The following is a 26,139-nucleotide window of genomic DNA, read 5'->3' as shown; positions in this document are numbered from 1 at the left end:
TCCCCCTTATAAAACTGTTATTTTGAAGAAATTATTTTGTACCGTTTTTAATAAAATATTTTAATAGTTATAACTTAATATCTTGTGATTTGGTGTGAAAATATTTATACTTATTACCTGAAGTAATTTTTTAGTTATAACTATTAAAATAAATTGAAAAAAACAAAATGAATTATGTTTCCAACTTGTTTATTATAAAAACTAACCGTTTTTCGTTAAAGGATTTTTTTTAAATGAAACGAATATATTTTCCTTTAACTACTCTTGAGTTTTCATGATTGTACCGTTTTTTTAAAGATCTTCTTCGCTTCTAAAATTGGAAATTCATATAACCCATTTTGTTTTAACTAACATTGTGATTTATATAATTTAGTTTCTTGATGAAACAATTATTTCATTCATTTAATGTTTTTTATATCTAAACATTGTGTTAAAAATTGCTTTTACAAAAGTGATGATATACTACGGAAAAGGTTTTATATTATTTTAATTATTCGTTACAAAATTTTCACCTTTGTGTGAATATTATGCAATAAATACGATTAAATTAATTTTAAAACATATTACTTAAAGCCTTTATTTATAATACTTTCATGATAAAATTATCTCTGTTAAGTCCGGACGTATAATATTGCCAGTTTATTGTGATCACCTCAGAAAGTACCTTTTTCATGGCATTATAATCGTCCTTCTTTTTAATAAAAATATTGACTCCGTTTACAAAGATCTCCTCCACTTCATTTTCGGATAAATTTTCCGAATAAATAGCGGTCACCATATTATCAAACCTAAAATCAGTTTTTATTTCTGAAATGCATTCCAGACTGTTTTTCTGAGAAATATGATAATTCATAAATAAAATCTCAGGAATCTGGGCTTCTTTGCTATTCAGATATTCCATCAAATTTGCTCCGCTTCCAAAGCTCTGAACTTTAACTCCTATTTTTAACTCTTTAAAAATATTCTTAAAAAGAATACGGTTTCCTTCGTCATCATCTACCAAAATTACACTCAAATATTCCCTATTCATACTGCATTCTGGTATTGCTGATAAGGCTCTGCGCCTTTCTTCTCTTTACGATAATTTTTTGAAACTGAGAAGGTGTAACACCTGTCATATTCTTAAACTGCGTACTTAAATGAGCAACACTAGAATAGTTCAGTTTATGGGCAATCTCCGTCAGGCTCTGCTTATTATTGATGATAAGCTCTTTCGCATATTCAATTTTTTGCAGGATAATAAAGTTTTCTATGGAAGTAAAACTTACCTCAGAAAATAGATTAGACAGGTATCCATAACTGTGATTTAGTTTCTCGGCAATATAAATAGAGGCTTTCACAGGAATCATTTCTTCCGAAAAAACCAGTTCTACAATTGCATCCTTTATTTTTTGCACCAAAGCCGTTCTTTGGCTTTCGATAATTTCTATACCGTAATCTTCAAGATTTTTCTTAAAAATAGTATGCTGTTCCTGGGTAAGCGATTCATAAAATTCTACTTCTCCAAAATTCAGCAAGCGATATTTCAAACCATGTTCCTTAAGTTTTTCATCCAAAATCTTTTTACAAAGAGCATTGAAATCAAATTTTACATACATTTTCATCCTAATATAAGTGTGTCGATTTTTTTAGTAAATATAATACTTTATTTCAATTAAAAGTGATATAGGGATAAAAATCTTGATTTTTTGTATAAACGCAAAAAACTCCTGTATTGTTGAATACAGGAATTTAAACACTAAGGATGAAAAAAAATATACTGATAGAAAGCTAAAAAAGCTTAAAACCAAGCATATGAATGTATTGTTGTAAAGTGATTTGGTTCTATTACAAAGATGAAATAATTACTGATATCACTTGTTATAGAATTACAATGAAATGTTACAGAATTTTAAGTCATTTATTTGTGAATTAAATACTCCATTAAATAGTCGTCCATGAAAAAATTATTACCAATATCGAAAACCCCTTCATCATATACTTTGTAACCTTGAGATTCATAGAATTTTTTCGCAGAATTATACTTGTTCACATTCAAAATAATTCTCTTATCTCCCCTCTCGGAAACTTCTTTATTTAAAAATTCTAAGGCTTTTTTGCCAAAACCTTTTCCTTTACTTTCCGGAATTAGATAAATACGGTGAAGTTTTGTTGTTTCCTTTTCATATCCGATTTCATATCCGATAAAACCTTCAAATGAATCATTACTCTCATCCTGAATTAAAAAATAATGATAATTTGGATTCTGCATATGATTGGCAATTTCTTTCTGAGAATACATTGTACTCAGCATAAATTCCATTTGCTCCTTAGAAAGTATTTCCGCATAAGCATTTTCCCAAGATCTTCTTGCCAAATCCTGAATCATTGGAATATCGTTTTCTGTGGCTTTTATCAATTTCATGATTTTAAATTTTGATGTCTTTTTTTAAACGCAAAGTTCGCAAAGGCGTTTCACTCAGCGAAGAACTTAATTAAAAAGGTGAAAAGTATTGAAACCTTTCACCTTATTATATATTTTGTCAATTGTCAATTTTGCTTTGCAAGTGAATTGTAAATTTTAAATATTAAGTTATTAAATTCACAATTGACTTATTGACAATTCACTACTAAATTTTTGCCATTTCAGCTTTAATTTTTGCATAAAGTCCTTCTGAAGCAGCAACAAGAGGAAGTCTTAAATAGTTTTTAATGATTCCCTTTTCTGCCAAGATAACTTTAATTCCGCAAGGGTTTCCTTCAGCAAAAATCAATCTGGTGATATCAACCAATTTGTTGTGGATTTCGTATGCTTCCTTTACTTTTCCGTCAAATGCCAACTGAACCATTGTAGAAAATTCTTTAGGATACCCTTGTCCGATTACAGAAATTACACCATTTCCACCTGCTAAAGTTACAGGAAGCGTGTATTCGTCATCACCGGAAACCAAATTGAAACCTTCAGGTTTTTTTCTTAAAATATCGAAATACTGTAAAATATTTGGTGCAGCTTCTTTAATTAAGAATAAATTCGGGAATTCATTTGCTAAACGTAAAGTTGTTTCTGCTTCAACATTTTGTCCCGTTCTTGAAGGAACATTATAAATAATGATATTTTTTCCTGTAGAAGCTAATGCTTTATAATGTTGATAAAGCCCCTCCTGATTAGGTTTATTGTAATATGGAGACACAGAAAGTACCGCTTCAAAAGCTGAAAGATCTGTTTCCTCGATTTGTTTTTTAACTTCAAGCGTATTATTTCCACCAATTCCCAACACCAAAGGCAAGCGTTTACTATTCACCTTAATGATATGATCTACCACCTGTTTCTTCTCCTCATCAGAAAGCGTTGCGGCTTCTGCTGTAGTACCTAAAACAACTAAATAATTGGTTCCGTTCTCGATATTATACTCAACAAGTTTTGTTAAACTGTCGAAATCAACGGATAAATCTTCATTAAAGGGTGTCACCAACGCCACACCTACTCCTTTTAAAATGCTCATCTGTTAGAATTATTTTTGCCAAATTTAATAATTTAAGCTAAGAATTTATAATAAATAATAATGTTTTATTATACATATAATTATATTTGCATATACTAAAAGATATTATGAAATCGCTATGACTGAAATTGTTGACAAAAACATTACAAATAGTGGCGATTACATATGACCTTAATAAAAAATAATATGCTGCATATGAAAAATAAATTCTTGTTACTAGGAATTGTTCTGGCTACACTTTCCGCTTGTAAGACGGTTTCTCCGTTGCAGGTGGCGAATGTGAAGACTCAGAAAAATATTTCTATTAATAATGAGCTAAAGAATGATGAGGAGTTTGTAAAAATTATTGAACCTTATAAGCAAAAATTGGATAAAGAGATGAATCAAAAGATCTCCCACACCAATGTTGATCTTACAAAGCAAGGGGACAATAGTAATTTAGGTAATCTTTTAGCAGACTATACATTCGATGGAGCTGATGTGTGGGCAAAATCAAAACTAAATAAAAACGTAGATGCCGCATTAATCAATATCGGAGGAATCCGCACAACGATTGGCAAAGGCGATATTTTTTTGAAAAATGTATTTGAAGTAATGCCTTTTGAAAATGAAGTGGTTATCATAAAGATGAAAGGTTCGGATTTACAGGGACTTTTTAGTTATTACGCTGAACATCAAGTTAATAATCCGGTTTCTCATTTATATATTGAAACAAAAAACGGACAGGCAATCAAAACTTTAATCAACGGAAAAGAAGTAAACCCAACTCAGGATTATTACATCGCAACGTCTGATTATCTGGCTTTGGGTGGAGACAATATGAAATTCTTCGCAAAAGGAGAATCCATTCCTACAGGACTTAAAATGAGAGATTTATTTATTGATTATTTTAAGAAAAATCCTGAAGTTGTAGCAAATACAGACGTTCGTTTAAATTTTATTGGTAAGAAGTAATGGATAGAAAAAAGTTTTTAAAAGCAATAGGTGGCGGAACTTTAGCAATGGCTTTAGCTCCCAATATGATGATGGCGGAAGAATTAAAAATTCTTGACTTAAAATCCGCAAACAAGCTTACGATTCTTCATACCAACGATCAACACAGCAGAATAGAGCCTTTTGATGCAAGTTATACCAAAAATCCTAATCAGGGAGGTTTTGCAAGAAGAGCAAGTTTAATTCAACAAATCAGAAATCAGGAAAGTAACCTTTTGCTTCTTGATTCAGGTGATATTTTTCAGGGAACTCCTTATTTCAACTTTTTTGGAGGTGAATTGGAGTTTAAATTAATGTCCATGATGAAGTATGACGCTTCAACGATGGGAAATCATGATTTTGATAATAGTTTAGACGGATTTTTAAAGGTTTTGCCTAATGCGCAGTTTCCTTTTATCTGTTCGAATTATGATTTTAAAAATACAATTCTCGACGGGAAAACTTCTCAATACAAGATTTTCAACAAAAACGGAATCAAAGTAGGGATTTTCGGTGTCGGAATTCAGTTGGATGGATTGGTTGGTAAAAAGCAATACGGAGAAACGGTTTATTCTGATCCCGTTGATGTTGCTCAACATTATTCAAACTTTCTTAAAAACGAACAAAAATGTGATCTTGTGATCTGCCTTTCACACATCGGCTACGATTACAAAGACGAACCAAATAAAATAAGTGATAAAATTTTAGCAGCCAAAACTGAAAATATTGATTTAATTTTAGGCGGTCACACCCACACTTTCTTGCCAGAACCTCAAACTTTTACTAACAGACAGGGTAAAAATGTTTTGGTGAATCAAGTTGGCTGGGCAGGTCTTCTTTTAGGCAGAATAGATTTCTTTTTTGATTCAAATAAAAATGTAAAACGTATTTCCTGGAATAATCAGGCAATAGACAGCTCTATAATAGCATAATATGAAAAAATTCTCTATAGTTTCTCTTGGTATTTTAGCATCCCTGCAATTGGTAAATGCTCAAACTATTTCTTCAAAAAAATGGACAGATTTGTTTTCCTATAACAACGTCATCGCCATGAAAGAAGATAACGGAAAAATAGTTGCCGCTGCAGAAAACGGACTTTTCTACTATACAGTTTCCACAGGAGAAATTACCAAGCTGTCTAAAGCAAACGGCCTGCATGAGGTAAAAATAACTGCTTTTGATTATAATCCGCAAACTAAAGTAGGACTTATAGGCTACCAAAACGGTTCTTTGGATGTTGTCACCCCGGACGGAGTAACTTATGTTGTGGACATTCCTATCGCTACAGGTTATAATGGCAGCAAAAAGATCAATCATATTTCAATTACAGGCGATAAAGCAGTTGTTTCTGTAGGATATGGAGTTTCTATATTTGATTTAAAAAAGAAAGAATTTAATGATTCTGCTTTTTTCTTAACAGGAGGAGTTTATCAAGCAAGTAATGAGGCTGTTTTGTTTGGAAATAAAGTATATTCTGTTACAAATACAGGGTTAAAGACTCATGAAATGAATACAACGTTTCCCGTATTTAGTACCTGGGCAACAGAAATGCCAGGGAATTTTACTCACATAGATTCAGAAGCTGTACTTACATTTTCGTCACCTACTACTTCTTACATTTATAACAATGGTGTTTCTACACCTATTGGACAGACATTTACTAATGTTCATGATGTTGTTGTAAATTCGAATAATATTGTTGTAACAGACTTGGCAAGGATATATTCTTTTAATACAAACGGAACTGCAGGTACAGTTTCAAGTTTTGGAGAAGAATGTAATACTGCTACTACTGTTGGTGGAAGGGTTTATGGTGGAACCATATTATCAGGTATAAAAAACGAAACAAATAATACTTTTAAACCGGATGGCCCATATAAAAATACAGCATATAAAATTTCATTATTAGATAATCAAATATGGCTTTCAACAGGTGGATTGGATAATTATAATGCTCCCATCTATAGAAATCTAGGCTATTATCATTTTGATGGCGGAAAATGGAATTATCCTGATTATTTTACGAATAATCCCATTATTTTCAACATTTTAGATGTAGTACCTAATCCATCAAACCCAAGTCAAGTTTTTTTTATAAACTACTCACTCCGTCCAAATGAAAAAGGTATTTACAAGATGGAAAATAATACCTTCAAAAAAGTATATAAAAATAATGATTCTGATAGTAATTATAACCGCCCGGGAGGTTTAGTTTTTGATGAAAACAACCAGCTATTTGTTTCTTTAGGAGTTATAGAGAATCAAGTAGCAAATACAGGGTATTATTTTTATAATGCCGGTGCAGATGATTTTACAGCTGTTCCTGTTATTGCAGCTGGAAATGTTCAAAAGCCTCTTGTAAAAGACGGTATTATCTATATTCCAAGTCCATTTTTTGATCCGGGAGGACTTATTATGAAACAATATGGGAATAATCCTGCCTCTACAACTACTCCTTCAAAACTCATCAATAAAAGTAATAATTTACCTGCAAGTGGTACAGTATCCGCTTCAATAGATAAGGATGATAATGTATGGATAGGTACAAGAAGTGGATTGAGAATTCTTTCCAACCCTAAATCTGCGATTACTGAAACTTCTCCTCAGGCTGAAGCTATTGTTATAGAGCAAAACGGTATTGGAGAAGAATTATTCAGAGATAATACTATTTTACAAATTGAAACTGACGCAGGAAACCATAAATGGGTATCCGTAGATGGTGGTGGAGTATATTATTTATCATCAGACGGTCAACAAACTATTAAACATTTTACAAAACAAAACTCTCCTTTACCAACAAATAGTATCACTGATATTAAAGTTGATAGAAAAACCGGAAAAGTATATTTTGTAACCTTAGACGGTGTTGTGGTTTATCAAGGTGATGTAGCAGATGTTACATCTGATTTTGGTAACGTAGTAGTTTACCCGAACCCTGTAGTATATTCAAACTTTAAAGGAAAAGTTACCATTAAAGGTTTAGCAGAAAAAACAAATATCAGAATTGCTGATGTTGCAGGAAATGTAGTTCACTCAGCTGTTGCGAGAGGTGGTTACTACGAATGGGATCTTAACAATATAAGAGGATCAAGAGTAGCTTCCGGGATTTATTTTGTACTAATGACCAACGAAGATGGTTCTGATAAAGCTACTGCAAAAATAGCTGTAGTTAATTAATGAATTCTCAAAACGGATTTTTACTTTCATTTATAAAATATGGCGAAAATGATGCTGTTTTGCATTGTTTTACCGAAGATGATGGCTTTCAGACCTATTTCTTAAAAGGAGTTTACACCAAAAGAAATAAGAAGAAAGCTTTGCTTCTGCCATTAAATCAACTTAATTTTTCTGTTAATACAGGAAGAGGTAACGGCATTCAGTCGGTTTCTAAATTTGAACTGACCAAAAACAACGATATTTATAACGATATCAAAGCGAATACTGTTATATTTTTCGTATCAGATTTTTTAAATCAGGTTTTAAGGCATGAAAATAAAAATCCGAATATTTTCTTCTGTATTGACGAATTTACGGATCAATTAACGCAAAAAAATTACCAGTCTCATTTAATATTTTTAATTAAAATTTTAAAAATTCAGGGTGTGGCGCCTTTGCTTGATGAGGGGAAATATTTAGATCCCGAAACAGGAACTTTTTCCTTTAATTCCATTCATCACCTTTTCAATGAAGAATTATCATTGATTTGGAAAAATATTATTTCCTCTGCAGATCCTTATCAGATAAAAATTCATTCATCATTAAGAAAAAACTTTCTGGATAGCGTTTTGGTGTATTATCATTATCATATTACGGATTTTAGGACACCGACTTCCTTAGAAGTTATTCAACAGATTTTTGAGTAAAATTTCTTTCCTATTTTGCATCATCCGGCATTTCAGTTTCAGATTCTGCAATTTCCTTTTTGGTAAATCTTGGCTGAAGAATTTTTGCTATTAAGCCCGTCCATCCAGTTTGATGGGAAGCTCCTACTCCACGGCCATTGTCTCCGTGAAAATATTCATAAAATAAAATATAATCTTTAAAATCGGGGTCAGTTTGAAATCTTGGATATTGTCCGTTAAAAGGTCGGTTTCCATTTTCATCTTTCAAAAATAGCTTAGATAATCTTTTACTTAAAGCATCCGCAATTTGATCCAAATTCGAATAATTCCCACTTCCTGTAGGATATTCAACCATAAAATCAGGACTGTAATAAAAGAAAAATCGCTGCAAACTTTCAATAATTAAAAAATTAATCGGAAACCAAATCGGACCACGCCAATTACTATTTCCACCAAAAAGTCTGCTGTCACTTTCTGCCGGAGTATATTTTACTGAGTAATCTGTTCCGTTTAAATTGAGTTGATAAGGATTTTTTTCATATTCTTTAGACAAAGCGCGAACACCATAATCACTTAAAAACTGATTCGGATCGAGCATTCGACTCAACAATCTTTTCAAACGATGTCCTCGCAAAAGCGACAGTAAGTGTTTTGAATCCTGACCTTTCACTTCCCAACGGGAAACCAAAGAAGCCAATTCAGGTTTATTTTCAAGCACCCAATTCATTCTTTTCTTAAAATTGGGAAGCTTTTCGATCATTTCGTCATCAATAACCTCAACGGCAAACATAGGAATTAAACCAACGATCGTTCTCAATTTCAAATACATATGAGTTCCGTCATTGGCCGCAAGTGCATCATAGAAAAACTCATCCTGCTCATCCCAAAGACTGAAACATTCGTCTCCCATATTGTCAAGAGAATTAGCAATTGAGAGGAAATGTTCAAAGAATTTCATCGCCATTTCTTCGTACACTTTGTTGTAAAGTGCCAATTCAAGGGCAATTCTCATCATATTTAGGGCAAACATGGCCATCCAACTTGTTCCGTCCGATTGTTCCAGTTCTTCGCCGTTTGGAAGTGGCATATTTCTGTCAAAAACTCCAATATTATCGAGTCCTAAAAATCCGCCTTCAAAAATATTATTTCCGTTGTTATCTTTTTTGTTGACCCACCACGTAAAATTCATCAACAATTTTTGAAAAGCACTTTCCAGAAACTCCAGATCAGGTTTTTCATTCAAATATTCATCAATTTTAAACACCCTGAAAACCGCCCAGGCATGAACCGGAGGATTCACATCACTGAAATTCCATTCATACGCCGGAAGCTGGCCATTTGGATGCATATACCATTCAAAAAGGAATAATTTTAACTGATGTTTGGCAAAACCGGGATCAATTAAAGAAAAACTGATGGTATGAAAAGCCAGATCCCAAGTCGCATACCACGGATATTCCCATTTATCGGGCATTGAAATGATATGCTCATTGTTGAGATGCTTCCACTCATAATTCCTGATTTTTTCGCGAGATTTTGATGGATTGACTTCTGAAGGATCGCCTTTTAACCATTTTTCAACGTTGTAATGATAAAACATTTTGTTCCACAACATTCCCGCGAAAGCCTGTCTTTGAACCAGTTTTTCGTCTTCAGATTGAATTCCTTCCTGAATTTCATTGTAAAATTCATCTGCATCTTTTTGTCTTGAATTAAAAATCTCATCAAAATCTTCAAAAGGCTGTTTTAAATCTTTATCTGAAAGTCTGAATTCAAATACTTTGGTTTCTTTAGCTTTAAAATTTTCATCAATAAAAAATGAAGCTTTTGTTCCGATATCTTTTGGATTAACGGCTTGAGAATTTCCATTGATCACAAAATCATTGATTCCGTCTTTGCTGTATTTTGATTCTCTCGGACATTGATAAAGCTTTTCATTATTAGTTTCATTGTCACAAAATAATGTTTTTAAAGACTGTTTTGCGTAGAGATTTTTTGTTTCTAAATCTTTGTGATCAATTTTTATTGAAGTAGATTCTTCCGAACTTAATTGAGGTTTATAATCATCATATCCCCAATTCCAGGTATTTCTGAACCATATTGTTGGAAGAATAATTAATGGTGCTTCTTTTTCAGATTTATTGATAATCGTAAGCTTTACCAAAATATCATTCTGACTTTCCTTTGCATATTCAATAAAAATATCGAAGTATTCATTTTGATCAAAAATTCCGGTGTCGATTAATTCGTATTCCGTTTCTTCCTTTGTTCTCGTTGCATTTGTCTGCACCAAATCTTCGTACGGAAAGGCATTTTGAGGATATTTGTACAGCATTTTCATGTAAGAATGCGTTGGCGTTGCATCCAGATAGTAAAAATATTCTTTGACATCTTCACCGTGATTCCCTTGCCCGTTTGATAGGCCAAAGAAACGTTCCTTCACCATTTTATCTTTTTTATTCCAAAATCCGACAGAAAAAACTAACTTTTGAAGATCATCACAAATTCCGCAAATGCCTTCTTCACCCCATCTGTAGGTTTTTGCTTCTGCGGAATCATGGTTGGTATAATTCCATGCATCACCGTTTTCGCTGTAATCCTCGCGTACCAATCCCCATTCGCGGTTGCTGACATATGATCCCCATTTTTTCCACGAAATATCTAAAAGTCTATCCTTTTCCAACATGTTTTTAATTATGATATTTTGAAATAATTGCCTTTTAAGTCATTTACTTTTTTAATATCACAACCAAAGACAAAGGTTCGATATGCTGTTTGTTTTTCTCCAGAGGAATAAGGAATTTTATCTTGATAATATTCTATTCTCATCTCTTGAAGAATATTTTTCAATTCTTTCGATTCATCTTCATTAAATAAAAAACCGATACAGTGAGAAGTTGACCATTTGTTAGAGCTTATATGTTTATAAGCATATTCAACAATTTCTTTTTCAGTCTTAAAAATCTCAAGAATTTCTCTTTTCCCTCTTTCTGTAAAATACCAATGGTAAAAATTTCCGTTTTTTTCAATTCCGAAACCTTCCCAAATATGATTTCCGTTGATAGAATATTCACCAAAATTATGGCAATTTTCAATCATCCATTTTTCTAATTCAACTTCTGTTTCAGGAATCATTCAATTATTCTTTTTTAATCAAAAAATTTATCCTCCCGTTGAAAAACTTTCAAAAGTCGTCATTCCACCGTCTACGAAAATACTTGTCCCCGTGATGTAATCTGCGAGATCACTCGCTATAAATGCAGCCAGATTTCCGATGTCCCGCGGTTGCCCGATTCTGTTGTAAGGAATTAAATTAAGAAGAGAATTCAACGCTTCTGGAGTTCCCCAAGCGTCTTTATTGATCGGTGTTTGAATCGCTCCCGGACAAATGGAATTCACACGAATTTTATCTGCACCGTATTCCTGAGCCAACGTCTGCATCAACATTCTGATCGCTCCTTTACTCGAAGCGTAATTCGCGTGACCAGCCCAAGGAATGATCTCATGAACCGAGCTGATATGAATGATTTTTCCGCAGGCAATAGATCGTGTTGGATCAATTCCGCGACGAAGAAATTCTTTGATAGCTTCTCTTGCGCAAAGAAACTGACCTGTAAGATTGATTCCGATCACCGTATTCCATTGATCAAGCGTCATTTCTGTGAATTTGGCGTCCTTTTGTACTCCGGCATTATTAACGAGAATATCAACCGTTCCGAATTGTGAAACTACATCCTGAAACATTTTTATCACCTGATCTTCCTTGGAAACATCACATTGATAGGTAATTCCGTTTCCTCCCGCATCGGTAATTTCTTTTAAAACAGCTTTGGCTTCGTCTGTAGATCTTTCCGAAGAATGATTCACAATAATTGTAGCGCCCGCTGATGCCAATGATTTGGCGACTCCTGTTCCTATTCCGCTTGAAGCTCCGGTAACGACTGCTACCTGATTACGAAGTGATATTTCCATGTTTTTTTATTTGATATTACTCAAAGTTAGCAGAAAGTATCACGCCAAACGGGAAATTTTATAATTAAATTTTTCTTAAAGTTTAGAAATAATAGGTTTTGGCTAAAGCCTTTTGGAATTTATCTTTTTTGTGAACGGGCTAAAGCCAGCTCCTATTGATAGGGAAAATCTTAAAGTCTCTTATACATCAGATATTGAGGTCCGCTTCTGCCCATTCTGCTTTTGCCATCATACAAATATCCAACCTTGATGTAAAGTTCGTAAGCAGTCAAATTATTTTGGTTTACAGCTAATACTATTTCGTCACAGTTTTTGAAATTTTCTCTTACAAAATCATCAATCTGAATCATGGAAGCTTTTCCAATTCCTTTGCCTTGATATTTTGGATTGATTGATAAAGACCTCAACAACGTAGAATTTGGATTATCCGTAAGGTCAAGTTTATCTTCTCCGAAATCCAATGTGAAAAAACCTACCGCTTTTTCATCCTCAAAAATGGTTATGGGAAATTCTAAGTTGGTATTTCTTTCTTTTATTCTGTTTAAAGCAAATTCTGCTGTGGAGGTATATTTTAACTGAACTTCATCTAAAGTATAACTCACTTCCGATAAGTCTTCCCGCTTGAAAAAATTTAACTTGATCATATTAGATTTTAATGATGATAAATGTCTTCATACATAACGCCTGCACGAATTTCCACTGGAAGTTTATTTTCTTCGGGAACTATAGGACAGTTGTAATCATAAGCATTGTAGGCACAAAATGGTTGGTAAGATTTATTAAAATCTAGAACGATTGTATTTCCTTTTGGAATTGTTAGATCCATATATTTTCCTCCACCGTAGGTTTCTTTTTCATTCGTCTGATCTCGGAAAGGTAGGAAAAGATAATCCCTGTATTTCTTTTGTTTGATTAAATCTAAGCTTTGGTATAAGGTTAAAGTATACGGTTTTCCGTCCAGCTCAAAAGTTGCTTTTCCGTATTCTCTGTAAGATTTTGTTTTTCCTGACGATGTTGGAAGATCAAAAGGTTTTGGACTTTTAGTTTTTACAAATTTTGCAGTGACCTTATATTTTGGACTAAAAGGAAAAAAAGGATGTCCTTTGAAATTAGTAAAATTATCTCCACGCAAAGGTGTTTCTTTAGAATTAAGATATTCAGCATTTAATTCCTCCTGAAATTTTTTGACCTCCATTACATCTTTTGAAACCATTTTTTGAGAGAACGCAAACAATGGAAACATCAACATTATCAATATGTATTTTTTCATAAACTCAATTAATATTTAAAACTATGAAATTTTAATTTGATGAAGATTAAAAATATGTTACAAAGCTCTCTTTTTCTTCTTTAAAAATAAAATTCATTAAACAAATTTAGATAAAGATTATTTTAAATAAAAACTCAAAATAAAACCAATATAAACATCAATAATGAAAATTTTAATGCAAAATAAGAACAAATTAATTCTTTAGCATATTTTTTGGATAGGGAGAGAAGAAAAAACATAGCAAACAAATGAACAGAAAAAAATTTATTCAATCTAGCCTTCTTGCCGTTGGAGGTTTTTATTTTTTAAACTCCAATCTTTTTAAAGCAGCACAACCGAAATCTATCGAACAAAAAGAAATTGAAGCCCCAATCATCATTATCGGTTCCGGATATGGCGGTGCAGTTTCAGCACTAAGACTTTGTGAAGCCGGAAAAAAAGTGCTTATGTTGGAAATGGGACTTAACTGGGAGAAATCAGGAATTCCTTTTTCTAATTTATTAAAACCCGGAAAAAGTGCGGCTTGGCTGAGAAAGAAAACCATTGCCCCGTTTATGAATCTCTTCAATTTAACGCCTTTTACGGGAGCTTTGGACAGATTGGAATTTGAAAACATCAATATTTGGATGGGAAGAGGTGTTGGCGGAGGTTCACTCGTAAACGGCGGAATGGCGGTTACTCCGAAAGAAACTTATTTCAAAGAGGTTTTCCCAAATCTTGACGCTACAAAATTTTATGATTTCTATTTCCCATTAGCCCGAAAAGAGCTTAAAGTTAATGTGATTGATGAACAGTTTTTAAATGACTGTCCTTATTATAAATTTACTCGAGTTGGTGAAGAAGAAGCTCATAAGGCGGGTTTCAAAACAATGAGAGTTCCGAATGTGTATGATTTTAAATACATGGAAAAGGAATATAAAAATGAAGTCCCCCGTTCTGCGCTGAATACTGAAGTTATTTATGGAAATAATCACGGTAAAAACAGTTTAGATAAAACCTATCTTAAAAAAGCTTTAGACACAGGAAATCTTGAAATCCTTGATCTTCATTATGTTGATAACATTAAGCTTAATTCAGATAAAACCTATACATTGAATGCTCAAAACATTAATACTTCAGGAGATGTGGTTGCCGAAAAAGTTTTTCAATGTAAAAAACTGATCATGGCTGCCGGAACAATGGGAACATTAAAGCTTCTGCTCCGTTCTAATGCCATGAATGACTTTCCGATTGGTCAAAATATCGGAAAAAACTGGGGAAATAATGGAAACTTTATGACGGGAAGAAACTTTGTAAATCCTTTACACGGAGGAACAGGATCTCAACAATCTACAATTCCTGTTGGAGGTGTTGATAATTGGGATGATAAGGAACATCCGTTTTTCACGGAAATTGCTCCTCTTCCAATGGGAATGGATGTTGCAACCGGTTTGTATTTATTGATCAACAGAGTCGACAAAAAAGGTCAGGTTTCTTACGATAAAGTCAATAAAAAATTAGTGTTAGACTGGAATAAAACCCACACTGAAAAAATGAAGGAAAATGCTGATTATTTCGTAAAAAAGATGAATCAAGCCAATGGAGGAACAAGAGCACATCTTCTTTTTGACAATGGTTTCGGGGCCGATATTTGTTATCATCCGCTCGGAGGTTGTGTGTTGGGAGAAGCAACCAACCAATATGGAAAATTAAAAGAACATGATAATTTATATGTTCTGGACGGATCTTTGATTCCCGGAACGATTGGCGTAAATCCTTTTGTGACGATTGTCGCGATTTCAGAATATTGTATTGAAAATCTTATTAAACAAAATGAATTTGCTTAAATTATTCTGATTTAAGATTATTAAGATATTTTTCAACTTCATTGGATTAATGGAGTTGATTTTTTTTTGCTAAATATTTTGATTTTTTTTAACGCAAAGATTGCAAAGTTTTTCTTTAAAATTATTGAGAATATTTTTCGTTCGCAAAGGCGTTTCACTCAGCGAAGTTCACTAAGAGTTTCAATTATATTAAATTGAGAATAATGCTAGATTAATATGCTTCTGAAATCTTTACACGGTAAACGTCCAAAGAATTTCTTTTAATAGATTCTACAAAAAAACCGCCTTCTTCGGGAATTACTTCCATCAGATCAAAGCTTTTGCAATCTTTAGGAAGACCTGAAAATATTAAGGTAAACCAAAAATCCTTCATAAAAGGAACAACCGTCCAGTTTGGAGATAGGGAGATATTTTCTGCGTGGATCAGTTTACTTTTATGGTCTGAATTATTATCGAAAAGATAGGTTGAGTTCCAAATTCTGATCAAATTACCCAAAAACGGAGACGCGGGAAAACAGCAGTGCACAATTACCTGCTTCTCTTCTTCTATTTTTGTTTGAAGAGATTCCAGTAATTCTTTAGCAATAACGGGTTTTACAAGCGTATCTGACATTTTCTTTATGATGAATAATTAGTAATGGGCAATAAGTAATGACTAACCGCAAAATTAATCATTTATTACTCATTGCCCATTGCTTATTACCTATGTTTAATATTCTAATTCTAATTTCTCTTTAGAATAATTTCTTACTTTTTCGGTCAGCTCGGGGTTTCCGGCTAGTTTTTGTCCGTAAGATGGAATCATTTCTAATAATTTGTCTTTCCATTCTCCGTGAAGTTTTTCAGGGAAACATTTTTCAAGAACATTCAACATTGCGTAAGCTGCTGTGGATGCTCCGGGAGACGCTCCTAATAATGAAGCAATCGTTCCGCTTTTATTTACAACGACCTCAGTTCCGAATTCTAGTTTTCCACCGTCTTTTTCATCTTTTTTGATAACCTGAACTCTTTGTCCGGCAACTTTCAATTCCCAATCTGCTTCGTTGGCATCTTTTACAAACTCCCTTAAATGCTGAATTCTTTGAGCCTTCGTCATCGCAACCTGCTGAACAAGATATTTCGTTAAAGGAATATTATGCCACCAAGCACCGAATAGAGATCTGATATTTTTAGTATTAACACTTTCAGGAAGATCAAGATAACTTCCTTCTTTCAGGAATTTGGTTGAAAAACCTGCAAATGGACCGAAAAGCAATGCTTTTTTACCATCAATAATTCTTAAATCCAAGTGTGGAACTGACATTGGTGGAGCGTCTACAGTAGCTTGAGTATACACTTTAGCCTGATGCTTTTCTACCAATTCAGGGTTATGTGTTACCAACCATTCTCCTGAAACAGGAAAACCTCCGTAACCTTCGCTTTCTTTAATATCTGAACTATCCAATAACGGAAGTGCATAGCCTCCGGCTCCGATAAAGACGAAATCTGCAACAACTCCCTGTTTGTGATTGTGAATTCTGTCTTTCACCTTCATTTCCCATTGTCCGTTTTCTCTTGGATCGATATCTTTTACTTCATGATAAAGGAAAACCTCAACATTAGAATCTTCCAACAAATGTCTTCCCATTTTTCTCGTTAAAGAACCAAAATTTACATCTGTTCCAAGATCCATTTTGGTAGCAGCCATCACTTCAGACTCGTTTCTTTTGCTCATTACTAAAGGAATCCATTCTCTTAGTTTGTCGTGATCTGTGGAAAACTGCATTCCGTGAAACAGAACAGATTCTGACATTTTATCGTGACGCTTTTTTAAATATTCAGCGTCTTTTTCACCGAATACCAAACTCATGTGCGGACAAGAATTAATAAAATCTTTCGGCTCCTGAATATATCCTTTAGTTAATAAATAAGACCAAAACTGTTTTGAGATCTCAAACTGCTCTGCAATACTTTCTGCTTTTGAAATATCTATTGTTCCGTCCGGTTTTTCAGGGGTATAATTAAGTTCACAAAAAGCGGAGTGACCTGTTCCTGCATTATTCCATGCTGCGGTACTTTCTTTAGCAAACCTGCCCAACCTTTCGAAGATGGCGATCTCAAGATTGGGATCAAATTCGTGTAATAATGTTGCTAAAGTGGCACTCATAATTCCGCCACCTATTAGTACAACGTCGTATTTTGGTTTCGGCGTTCTGCTCGTAAGCGATTGTGACATAATTCTAAATTTTATATCAAATTTCGGGAAAAGTTTTAGAAGTTTGGGTGTATTTAACGATTTTAACACGTTAATTTTTAGATAAATTTAATGTTTTAATTATCCAAAAAATATGATGGAAATTATCTATTCTACCCGATTGGAATGATGAATTTAGTCTCTAAAAAACAGGTAAAATTTATTCAATTTTAAAATAAAAACTTCGATTTTGCTCGGTTTAATAATCTAAACACATTTGTAATAGACATTTTAACCTTAGCAAAACCGAAGTTTCTGTATTTTGATTTAAATTTTTCTTAATTCAATTTTGTAGTCAGTTTTTTGAACTGTTTTTCTGCATTTTTACCTTCATATAAAATTCCGTAAATCGTATCTACAATAGGAAGTTTAAGGTTCTTCTGTTTTGCTGTTTTATAGATAGAATCTGCAGCGTAATATCCTTCCGCTATCATGTTCATGGACTGGATCGCAGATTTTACGGTATATCCTTTTCCGATAAGGTTTCCTAAGCTTCGGTTTCTTGAGAATAATGAATAAGCTGTTACCAATAAATCCCCTAAATAAGCACTTTCGTTAACGTCTCTCGGTGCTTCATAGATCGCTTCCAGGAAAGTTTCCATTTCACGGATCGCGTTGGATACGAAAACAGCCGTAAAGTTATCTCCATATCCTAATCCACTTGCAATACCGGCTCCGATCGCGAAAATATTTTTCAGGATCGCGCTGTATTCATTACCCAAAACATCTTTGCTTGAATGTACTTTAATGAAATCTGAGTTGAAAATATTAAATAACTTCTCAGAAACCTCATCTTCCACTGTCGCAATGGTAAGGTAAGAAAGTCTTTCCATAGCAACTTCTTCTGCGTGACAAGGTCCCGCAATTACAGCTTGATTTCTGAAACCTATTTTAAATTCGTCTCTTAGATAATGAGCAACGACATCATTCACTTTAGGAATAATTCCTTTGATCGCTGAAACGAAAATTTTGTCTTTATAATCACAATTCATTTTATCCAATGTATCAGATAAATAAATTGATGGTGTTGCCAAAACAACAATATCACAGGCAGAAACCAACTCGTTGATATCTGTTGTTAATTTTAAATTTTTAAGATTAAAAGTTGCCGCTGTAAGGTAGTTCGGGTTGTGACCACGAAGTTCGATCGCACCTTTCACAAACTCGCTTCTTACACACCAATGCACTACTTTGCAGTTTTCAACAAGCATTTTTACGATCGCCGTTGCAAAACTTCCACTTCCCACAACACCCACGGAAACTTCATTTTTATTCTTTTTAGGATTTGAAGATTCTGAAATTATTTTCTTTTTCGCCATAATTGAAATGTGAACTGCAAATATATTAAAACAAAGATTCAACAAAGCTTTTCCAACGACGATAAACGTTATTTTCTGAAAAAATTAACACTTCAGAGCATAATTAAAATCTCAATAATTAATTTTTACGCGAGTCTGTTTCATTTTGATAAAGACTTTTTTAAACTGTTCAAAAAGTTATCGTTAGTTGCTTATAATAAATCTTATTCACAATAGACACCATATGTAAATAAAAACAATCATAATCGATTATTTTCAAATTATCTTTGTTAAAATTAAATTTTAATAGAATTTTTTCAATCCTTAATTAAATTATGACGAAAAACTTACTCATTATTATATTCCTATATTCTACTGCAATATGGGCACAAAAAACTGATGATACTTACGAAAAACTGTACATGACCACTTTGACAGAAGTCGCGGCTAAAGATATGCCCCGAGCACTGAAAATTGCAGATTCTATGACTTTAGCTGCAACAACACCTCAACATGAAGGAAGAAGTATCATGTTGACCGCCAGTCTTTACATGCAGCAAAGCAAATACAACGAAAGTATCAAATTTGCGGAAAAAGCAAAAGATATTCTTGATACAACAGATAATTATGAACTTCAGGCAAAAATCTGCGGACTTTTGGCGACCGAATACAGAATCATCGGGCTGTTACATCAATCTAAAAAGTATGCAGATGAGGGACTAAAAACAGCAGATAAAATCAATGATATTCAGAAACAAGCACAGGTAAAGTCACTTTTCCTACAGGAATTGGCATATTATGAAATTAATAATAATAAAAATTATACGGCTGCCATTACTTATCTAACTCAATCTCTGGAGTATTGTTCAAAAATTCCGGAAGATCAAATCAACTTGGGAAGAACGCACCAAATGCTGGGAGAAGTATATTGCTTTTATTTAAAAAACTATGACCTTGCGGAAAAACATTATCAAATCGCTTTAAAAAACCTTCCCGAAGCTTATTATGTGACTGCACTTGTTCAAGAAGGTCTAGGAAAAATAAGATTTTCACAAAAACGACATGATGAAGCTGAAAAGTTTTATTTAAAAGCATTAAAATTTGCAGAAACAACCGATCATCCTGAAATGAAAAGAAGAATTTACAATGATATTTCAGAATATTATGAAAAAACAGATCAGTATAAAAAAGCTGCCATTTACAGGAAAAAGTTAGCTGAATTAAATTGGAAAGAAGCTGAAAATCACAGTCACACCGTTGACACTGATTATAATAAAATTGAAAACGAAAACCATCAATATGCAATTTGGGACGGATCAAAAAATATTATCATTGGCGTTGCTTCTCTTTTGATTTTAAGCCTTATTGTAATTTTTATTATTAACAAAAAAAAGCAGAAAGCAGAATATCTTAAGTTTAAAACGATTATTGATCATTATAAGGAAAAAGAAGAATATGTTTTAGAAACTAAACTTGAGACTTCAGAACTTGATGAAAGTGAAGAAGAAACTATCTTAGATGAAATTGATGTTAAAAATAAACAGACAGATATCGCCATTAACAAAGAAACAGAAACAAAGATACTTGAATATCTTGATCAGTTTGAAAAAGATGAAATGTTTAATCAAAGCTACATTTCTCTTTCTTTCCTTGCTACGGAATTCAACACAAACAGCAAATACATTTCTTATGTAGTGAAAAAATATAAAAAAACTGATTTTAAGAATTATGTCAATAAACTAAGGATCAATTACATCATCCACAAACTGAATACTTCAGAAAAACACAGAAAATATAAAATGGGAGCTTTAGCCGAGGAATGTGGTTTTTCGTCGCACAGTGCATTTGCAACCATTTTCAAATCTATTACAGGAATTTCACCTTCTACTTTTATTTCATTCATAGAACAGGAAAAAGCAAAGAAAATTTAAATATAATTTCGATACAATTATTAATTTTTTACATGAGTCTGTACTTTACTAAAGTGCAGGCTTTTTTCATGCTTTTTCATCCTATTTTTTAATATAAATCCAAAATTTATTTTTGATTTTCATTAAATAAGGATTATTCCATTTGCTACTATTAAAATTTAAATTATTAAAAATCAAATATTTACAAACACAACCCTTTTGATTTTCCGAAAAACAGAAGGGTCTTTCTTTCCTGATGAAATAGTTTCAGATAAATTTGCAAAACAATGTTAAGCATAGTAACATTTAAACTAAAAACCATCTAAAAAAACTCACCATCCTATTAAAATACTTTTCTATTTCAGTTAAAAACTTATGTAGAAATCATCCATAAAATTTCCCTTTTATCATACGCTGCAAATGATTCTATTACAATTAAAATTTCCCAATTAATTAAACACATAATTGAGTCCTACTATTCCAAATCTGGAATACAGCAAATCATTACACAAAAAATTTAGACTAAGATTCTAAAAATTACAAAAATGAAAAAACAAGTATTAACAACTTTCACTTTGGCAATCGTAATATCTGTAGTTGCCAAAGTCGAAATTAATGCAAAAACATCAACATTAAATATTACGAAACTAGTATAAAATTACTCCTTTTAATCCTCAGAGTAATACCATAAATCATCCATTTAACAAAGCAATGTGCTAACATTTATAATTTATTAAACCACTATTATGAAAAAAAAATTATCGCTGGCTGTCACACTATTTTTAGGTGTATACTCTTACGCGCAAGTTGGTATCAACACAACAACCCCCGCAGCAACATTCGATGTTACAGCTAAAGGGAACGCAACTACCGCAGAAGGTATCATTGCTCCGAGACTTACAGGACTGGAAATTAAAACCGCTACCAGCAGTTCACTTTACACCACAGCGCAAAGTGGTGCTATAGTTTATGCAACTTCAGCTCAACCAATAGCCCCAACTACACCTGCTTCTGCTAATATTAGCGCTCCTGGTTATTATTATTGGGACGGAACTTTGTGGCAGAAATTTGATATCAATTTATACCAACACGACGGTTCTTTAGCCACAAATCGTGTCGTATCGATGGCTGATAGAACTTTAAGCTTTAATCCTGGAGCAACGCAATTGGTAAACCAATTCAGTGTAGATGGCGGTACATTTTCAGTGGATGCTTTAAACAACAGAATAGGTATTAATAATTCGGCTCCATTTAATGAATTAAGTTTGAGTAATAATACCTTTGGTTCCAATCAAACCGATGCTAGTGGAAAGAAATTCGCAATCTATAACGGCGGAAATGCTGATTTCTATGGTCTTGGGATAAGCCCGGGCATACTTCAGTTTCATGCTGCCTCTACTGCTACCGAAGCACCGGGTATGGTGTTAAGTGGTTATGGTTATCTAGGAATAGGTCTTTTGGGAGCAGATCCTAGTCATAGACTTCATATTATTCCTGAGTTAGGTTTTGATCCGGTACGTGTACAAGGTTTGAATGAGGATCTTACCGCACCAAATGTATTGGCAGTTACCAGTACAGGTGTGTTTAAAACAATTCCAAAAACAGGCTTAGGCGCTGCCAGTTTATGGACGCTTACAGGAAGTAACTTATATCCTGCAACCCTTACCAATAATGTAGGTATTGGAACTACTACTCCATCTTCTTTATTACAAGTCAATGGCACGATTACAGCTAATAGAATTCAAGGACCTTCCGATTTTAGATTTAAAAAGAACATCGTCCCAATTGAAAACGCCTTGAAAAAAGTATTGTCATTGAGCGGATATACCTACGATTGGAAGAATGCTTCTGAATTTCCTAATCAGTCACTCGGTAAAGGTCACGACATGGGAGTAATTGCACAGGAAGTCGAGAAAGTATTCCCGGAAGCAGTAACAACCAACAAGGAAGGTTACAAAGCTGTGAATTACCAAGCTCTAGTTCCAGCACTTATCGAAGCAATCAAAGCACAGCAGGAACAGATAAAGACATTACAGGCACAGGTAAACAAGCTTGCCAAATAAGAATAAATTTTAAGGATTATTTGTGACAATGCTGAAAATATGCATTGCGCATAACTGATCCATAATTAAAATATATAACAATGGAAAAATTAAAAAAAACCATACAGGAGTTACTCGCATTAATCCTGATGCTGATGATACTGCCGCTCAATGCGCAGAATAACACAGCAACAGTCAACGGTGCATGGAACAACTGCTCCACATGGAACAGCCCGCCTGCCATATATAACAATTCATCTTCCAATAAAATCATAAATGCCTCTGTAAATGTAACCCTGAACAGCAATTGGTATGCACAAGGTGCAGATTTGGCAGCTTTGGGAGGAATCGATTTTCAAGGCACCAATTGGCTAGATTTTACAGGATCTGGTACTAACCAAACCTGCATTGGAACCCTTACAACTTTGTCTTGTAATGGTGGAACACAGTCTGACAACACAATTAGCGAAAGTCAAGCTATCCCTGCTGGAGTTACACGAACCATCCCCTACACAGGTGGAAATGGAGGAAGTTATCCGGCAGGAAGTTGGAGTGCGAACGGTATTACCGCAGATTTACCGGCAGGAAACTTTGCAACCGGGAATGGCAATCTTGTTTTTAATCTGAGTGGAACACCTACCGCAAACGGCACCATCAACATACCTATTACCGTAGCCGGGATTAGTTGTAATCTAACCGTAAGTGTTTTAGCACCTGTACCTTTAACGATTACAAGTGTTGGTTTTAATATTGCACCAAATTACCCTGTTAGTTATGGCAATGTTACTTACTACCATAATTCATCATCTCCGGCAATATGGAACGGTTCTTATACAGGTTCTCCACAGGTTTTAGGCTCTTTCCAATATAATTATATAAATGGAATAAGAGTTGTTGCCACCAACGGAGCGCCTATCTATTTCCCAGGAGCGACAGTATTTTATGCAGCTGCTAACTTAAGGATGGTAGTGTATGCAGGATGGATTTATCCCGGAGTAAATACGCTTACATGGTCTCTCTATAGAGTAAGTACCAATGTTAATGTTAACTTCTTAGGCGGAATGACTATAAATGTTCTTGGAACAAACCTCAGTTTCGGTTATCAGACAATTAAATCGGGGCTTTAATTAAGAATGAGATTATTCAAATCAAAAATTAATAAGATTTAAAAATTTCATATCAAAACAACGTCCGGTTTAATCTCCGGGCGTTTTTTAATGTTATAGTTAAATTCAAATTCGATTTTAAAATTTAACATTCAGATATTTTATTATAAAAAAATAAACAATAGAAATGAATATTTATCGTTAATTAAGATAGCAATTAAGTTAAAAAATGGGGTGAATATATATTTGCTTGATGACATCTAAACAACAAATACGTTAGATATTTATCAAAAAACAGCCCTTAAAACTTATTTTTAACTAAATTTGCAAGCTTAAAACCGTTTTTTTTAATATACTAAGAGAAGAAATATGAAGAAATTTCTAAGCAGCAAGAAGAACGTAAACATCCTTTTAGGAGGACTTTTATTAGTAGTTTTTGCGCAGGGAATTTTCATAGCTAAATTATTTTCCGATAGGGATGATAAAACCTATGAAGTAAACCTTGTTAAAATAAACACTGAAAAAGACAGTGTAGATTACTTAAAAATGAAGACAGATTTAGGTCTTGTAGATCAAACTGTTGCTCAACTTAATTCATTCTTAAAATCAAAAGATATTTCGAATGAAAAGCTAACAATCCTTAGCAAAGACAGTATTTCAAGTTCTGTTTATCTGGCAAAACAATCTAACCGATACAGCCAGTATTTAATGGACTTACAGAAAAAATTAATGCAAGTTCCACTGGGAATGCCTACTGAAGGTCATATCTCCTCAAATTTCGGGATCAGAAAAAATCCTATTCCTTTCAAAACTGTTTACGCATCCGTAAGATCCGGTGTATCTTCAGAATCTAAACCTGCCGCTGTTGTCGCAGCCGCAAAACCTGAAGTAAAAGCAGAACCTGTTGAAAAAACTATTGAATTAACCGACAGTTACGGAAATAAGCGAGAAGTAAAAGTAATGGTTACACCAAAATCGGCTCCCGTTGCTTCGGCTCCTGCGAGTACTTCTACAAAATCTATTGCCAGTAATTCAAATTCAGGATCTAAAGTTCCTGTTGTTGAAAAAAATAATCTGCCTGCTGAGGCTGATCAGATGCAGTTTCACAAAGGGTTGGATATTGGTGTTGCTTTTGGTTCTGATGTTATCGCAACCGCTGCCGGAACTGTAATTTTCTCAGGACAGAAAGGAGGTTACGGAAACTGTGTGATCATTTCTCACGGAAATGGTTTAGCTACATTATACGGACATTTATCTCAGTTAGTAGCGAAAGTTAATGAAAAAGTAAAAGTGGGTCAGGTGATCGCAAAATCCGGAAATTCCGGACGCTCTACAGGACCGCATCTTCATTATGAAGTACACAAAAACAATACGCCGGTTAATCCGAAATTGTTTATGAATTTATAAATAAAGTTTGAGCTTTATAGAGTTTCGGCGGCACCTTTGGTGCCGCCGAAACTATTTTAATATATCTAAAAACTAGTATGCAGCTGTAAAACGTTCGCGGATATGGTTATTCTGCTCTAATTCATCAACCAAAACTACCGCAACATCCTCTACTGAAAGAATGCTTCTTCCCTCTTCATTTAAAACAGGAGTTTCAAGAGAAGTTCTGTATTTGCCAGTTCTTGATCCTGCATTTGCCTGATTCATTTCGATAGCAGGGCTAAAGAACGTCCAGTCCAATGTATTATTTTCTTTAATTTTATTTAAATAATCTCTTGCTGCCGTTGCTCCCGGTTTGTATGCTTCAGGAAAATCCGGAGTATCAACAATCTGAACACCATCTGCGATATAAAGACTTCCTGCTCCACCAACTGTAATAAATCTTTTAACACCAGCTTTTTCAACCGCTTTCTCGATGTTTTCAGAACCTGTAAGGAAATCGTTGTAAAGATTTGGATTCGTCCAGCCTGCATTGAATGTGCTGATAACCGCATCGTTTCCTTTTAACGCTTCTGACAATTCATCGATATTATTTACATCAATACTTTTTGCAGACACTTTATCGTTTTGCTCCACTTTAGACGCATTTCTCACGATAGCTTCTACCGAATATCCTCTGTTTGCTAATTCGTTTACGACTTGGGTTCCTACAAATCCTGTTGCCCCAATTACTGCTACTTTTTTCATACTATTTTATTTTAAATTAATTGTAATAAAACTTGTTACATTTATAGTTAAAA

22 protein-coding genes are annotated in these 26,139 nt (G+C 33.7%); 9 read left to right on the top strand and 13 right to left on the bottom strand.

What is annotated here, in order from left to right:
• Positions 1-580 precede the first annotated feature (580 nt).
• The 4 genes from SB689_RS14845 to dapA all read right to left on the bottom strand — a co-directional run bounded on the left by SB689_RS14845 (position 581) and on the right by dapA (position 3,482).
• Entirely contained in the window at positions 581-1,030 is a 450-nt protein-coding gene (locus SB689_RS14845) for a response regulator (protein WP_410692884.1), read from the bottom strand.
• Complete coding sequence (locus tag SB689_RS14840; RefSeq protein ID WP_410692883.1) at positions 1,023-1,604, bottom strand: helix-turn-helix domain-containing protein; 582 nt, start codon at positions 1,602-1,604, stop codon at positions 1,023-1,025. The genes SB689_RS14845 and SB689_RS14840 overlap by 8 nt, the downstream gene beginning before the upstream one ends.
• Before the next feature lie 296 nt (positions 1,605-1,900).
• Complete coding sequence (locus SB689_RS14835; protein WP_410692882.1) at positions 1,901-2,404, bottom strand: GNAT family N-acetyltransferase; 504 nt, start codon at positions 2,402-2,404, stop codon at positions 1,901-1,903.
• A 205-nt stretch (positions 2,405-2,609) separates the two neighbouring features.
• Positions 2,610-3,482 carry a 4-hydroxy-tetrahydrodipicolinate synthase gene (gene dapA, locus SB689_RS14830; RefSeq protein ID WP_410692881.1) on the bottom strand — a complete coding sequence of 291 codons (873 nt, stop codon included), beginning with the start codon at positions 3,480-3,482 and terminating at the stop codon, positions 2,610-2,612.
• 195 nt (positions 3,483-3,677) lie between these two features.
• Between dapA and SB689_RS14825 the strand changes: the two genes are divergently transcribed.
• The 4 genes from SB689_RS14825 to recO are packed head-to-tail and all read left to right on the top strand — an operon-like array spanning position 3,678 to position 8,317.
• The gene (locus SB689_RS14825; protein ID WP_410692880.1) at positions 3,678-4,436 is read left to right on the top strand and encodes a 5'-nucleotidase C-terminal domain-containing protein; all 759 of its coding nucleotides are present in this window, start codon (positions 3,678-3,680) and stop codon (positions 4,434-4,436) included.
• Positions 4,436-5,386: a bifunctional metallophosphatase/5'-nucleotidase gene (locus SB689_RS14820; RefSeq protein WP_410692879.1), complete on the top strand. Its 951-nt coding sequence runs from the start codon at positions 4,436-4,438 to the stop codon at positions 5,384-5,386. The genes SB689_RS14825 and SB689_RS14820 overlap by 1 nt, the downstream gene beginning before the upstream one ends.
• A gap of 1 nt (position 5,387) precedes the next feature.
• Positions 5,388-7,631, top strand: a complete 2,244-nt coding sequence (locus tag SB689_RS14815; protein WP_410692878.1) for a T9SS type A sorting domain-containing protein — start codon at positions 5,388-5,390, stop codon at positions 7,629-7,631.
• Positions 7,631-8,317 carry a DNA repair protein RecO gene (gene recO / locus SB689_RS14810; RefSeq protein ID WP_410692877.1) on the top strand — a complete coding sequence of 229 codons (687 nt, stop codon included), beginning with the start codon at positions 7,631-7,633 and terminating at the stop codon, positions 8,315-8,317. The genes SB689_RS14815 and recO overlap by 1 nt, the downstream gene beginning before the upstream one ends.
• Before the next feature lie 10 nt (positions 8,318-8,327).
• On the opposite strand, the gene SB689_RS14805 is transcribed toward recO, so the two are convergent.
• The 5 genes from SB689_RS14805 to SB689_RS14785 all read right to left on the bottom strand — a co-directional run bounded on the left by SB689_RS14805 (position 8,328) and on the right by SB689_RS14785 (position 13,538).
• Positions 8,328-10,982, bottom strand: a complete 2,655-nt coding sequence (locus SB689_RS14805) for an MGH1-like glycoside hydrolase domain-containing protein (protein ID WP_410692876.1) — start codon at positions 10,980-10,982, stop codon at positions 8,328-8,330.
• 8 nt (positions 10,983-10,990) lie between these two features.
• Positions 10,991-11,431, bottom strand: coding sequence for a hypothetical protein (locus SB689_RS14800; RefSeq protein WP_410692875.1), 441 nt, complete (start codon positions 11,429-11,431; stop codon positions 10,991-10,993).
• Between the two features lie 27 nt (positions 11,432-11,458).
• On the bottom strand, positions 11,459-12,268 hold the full coding sequence (locus tag SB689_RS14795) for a glucose 1-dehydrogenase (protein ID WP_410692874.1): 810 nt from the start codon (positions 12,266-12,268) through the stop codon (positions 11,459-11,461).
• A 170-nt stretch (positions 12,269-12,438) separates the two neighbouring features.
• The gene (locus tag SB689_RS14790; protein WP_410692873.1) at positions 12,439-12,912 is read right to left on the bottom strand and encodes a GNAT family N-acetyltransferase; all 474 of its coding nucleotides are present in this window, start codon (positions 12,910-12,912) and stop codon (positions 12,439-12,441) included.
• A gap of 8 nt (positions 12,913-12,920) precedes the next feature.
• On the bottom strand, positions 12,921-13,538 hold the full coding sequence (locus SB689_RS14785) for a DUF1684 domain-containing protein (protein ID WP_410692872.1): 618 nt from the start codon (positions 13,536-13,538) through the stop codon (positions 12,921-12,923).
• 248 nt (positions 13,539-13,786) lie between these two features.
• Here SB689_RS14785 and SB689_RS14780 point away from each other — a divergent pair, with 248 nt between their 5' ends.
• The gene (locus tag SB689_RS14780; RefSeq protein WP_410692871.1) at positions 13,787-15,364 is read left to right on the top strand and encodes a GMC family oxidoreductase N-terminal domain-containing protein; all 1,578 of its coding nucleotides are present in this window, start codon (positions 13,787-13,789) and stop codon (positions 15,362-15,364) included.
• 211 nt (positions 15,365-15,575) lie between these two features.
• On the opposite strand, the gene SB689_RS14775 is transcribed toward SB689_RS14780, so the two are convergent.
• The 3 genes from SB689_RS14775 to SB689_RS14765 form a co-directional block, all read right to left on the bottom strand.
• On the bottom strand, positions 15,576-15,977 hold the full coding sequence (locus tag SB689_RS14775; RefSeq protein WP_066751760.1) for a hypothetical protein: 402 nt from the start codon (positions 15,975-15,977) through the stop codon (positions 15,576-15,578).
• A 96-nt stretch (positions 15,978-16,073) separates the two neighbouring features.
• Complete coding sequence (mqo, locus tag SB689_RS14770; protein ID WP_410692870.1) at positions 16,074-17,579, bottom strand: malate dehydrogenase (quinone); 1,506 nt, start codon at positions 17,577-17,579, stop codon at positions 16,074-16,076.
• Between the two features lie 296 nt (positions 17,580-17,875).
• The gene (locus SB689_RS14765; RefSeq protein ID WP_410692869.1) at positions 17,876-18,916 is read right to left on the bottom strand and encodes an NAD(P)H-dependent glycerol-3-phosphate dehydrogenase; all 1,041 of its coding nucleotides are present in this window, start codon (positions 18,914-18,916) and stop codon (positions 17,876-17,878) included.
• 314 nt (positions 18,917-19,230) lie between these two features.
• Between SB689_RS14765 and SB689_RS14760 the strand changes: the two genes are divergently transcribed.
• The 4 genes from SB689_RS14760 (at position 19,231) to SB689_RS14745 (ending at position 25,360) form a co-directional block, all read left to right on the top strand.
• On the top strand, positions 19,231-20,826 hold the full coding sequence (locus SB689_RS14760; protein ID WP_410692868.1) for a helix-turn-helix domain-containing protein: 1,596 nt from the start codon (positions 19,231-19,233) through the stop codon (positions 20,824-20,826).
• Between the two features lie 725 nt (positions 20,827-21,551).
• Positions 21,552-22,868: a tail fiber domain-containing protein gene (locus SB689_RS14755; protein ID WP_410692867.1), complete on the top strand. Its 1,317-nt coding sequence runs from the start codon at positions 21,552-21,554 to the stop codon at positions 22,866-22,868.
• Between the two features lie 80 nt (positions 22,869-22,948).
• Positions 22,949-23,974, top strand: a complete 1,026-nt coding sequence (locus tag SB689_RS14750; protein WP_410692866.1) for a hypothetical protein — start codon at positions 22,949-22,951, stop codon at positions 23,972-23,974.
• Positions 23,975-24,322: 348 nt separating this feature from the next.
• Positions 24,323-25,360 (top strand): M23 family metallopeptidase, encoded by a 1,038-nt coding sequence (locus SB689_RS14745; protein ID WP_410692865.1) that lies wholly within the window; start codon positions 24,323-24,325, stop codon positions 25,358-25,360.
• Positions 25,361-25,432: 72 nt separating this feature from the next.
• Here SB689_RS14745 and SB689_RS14740 read toward each other — a convergent pair whose 3' ends face one another.
• Positions 25,433-26,086: an NAD(P)-dependent oxidoreductase gene (locus SB689_RS14740; protein ID WP_410692864.1), complete on the bottom strand. Its 654-nt coding sequence runs from the start codon at positions 26,084-26,086 to the stop codon at positions 25,433-25,435.
• Between the last annotated feature and the right edge of the window lie 53 nt (positions 26,087-26,139).

Source organism: Chryseobacterium sp. SIMBA_038, from assembly GCF_046535115.1.
In the GTDB taxonomy this organism is placed as follows: domain Bacteria; phylum Bacteroidota; class Bacteroidia; order Flavobacteriales; family Weeksellaceae; genus Chryseobacterium.
The sequence above is the reverse complement of the archived record's forward strand: the minus strand, read 5'-3'. Positions and strand labels throughout refer to the sequence as shown.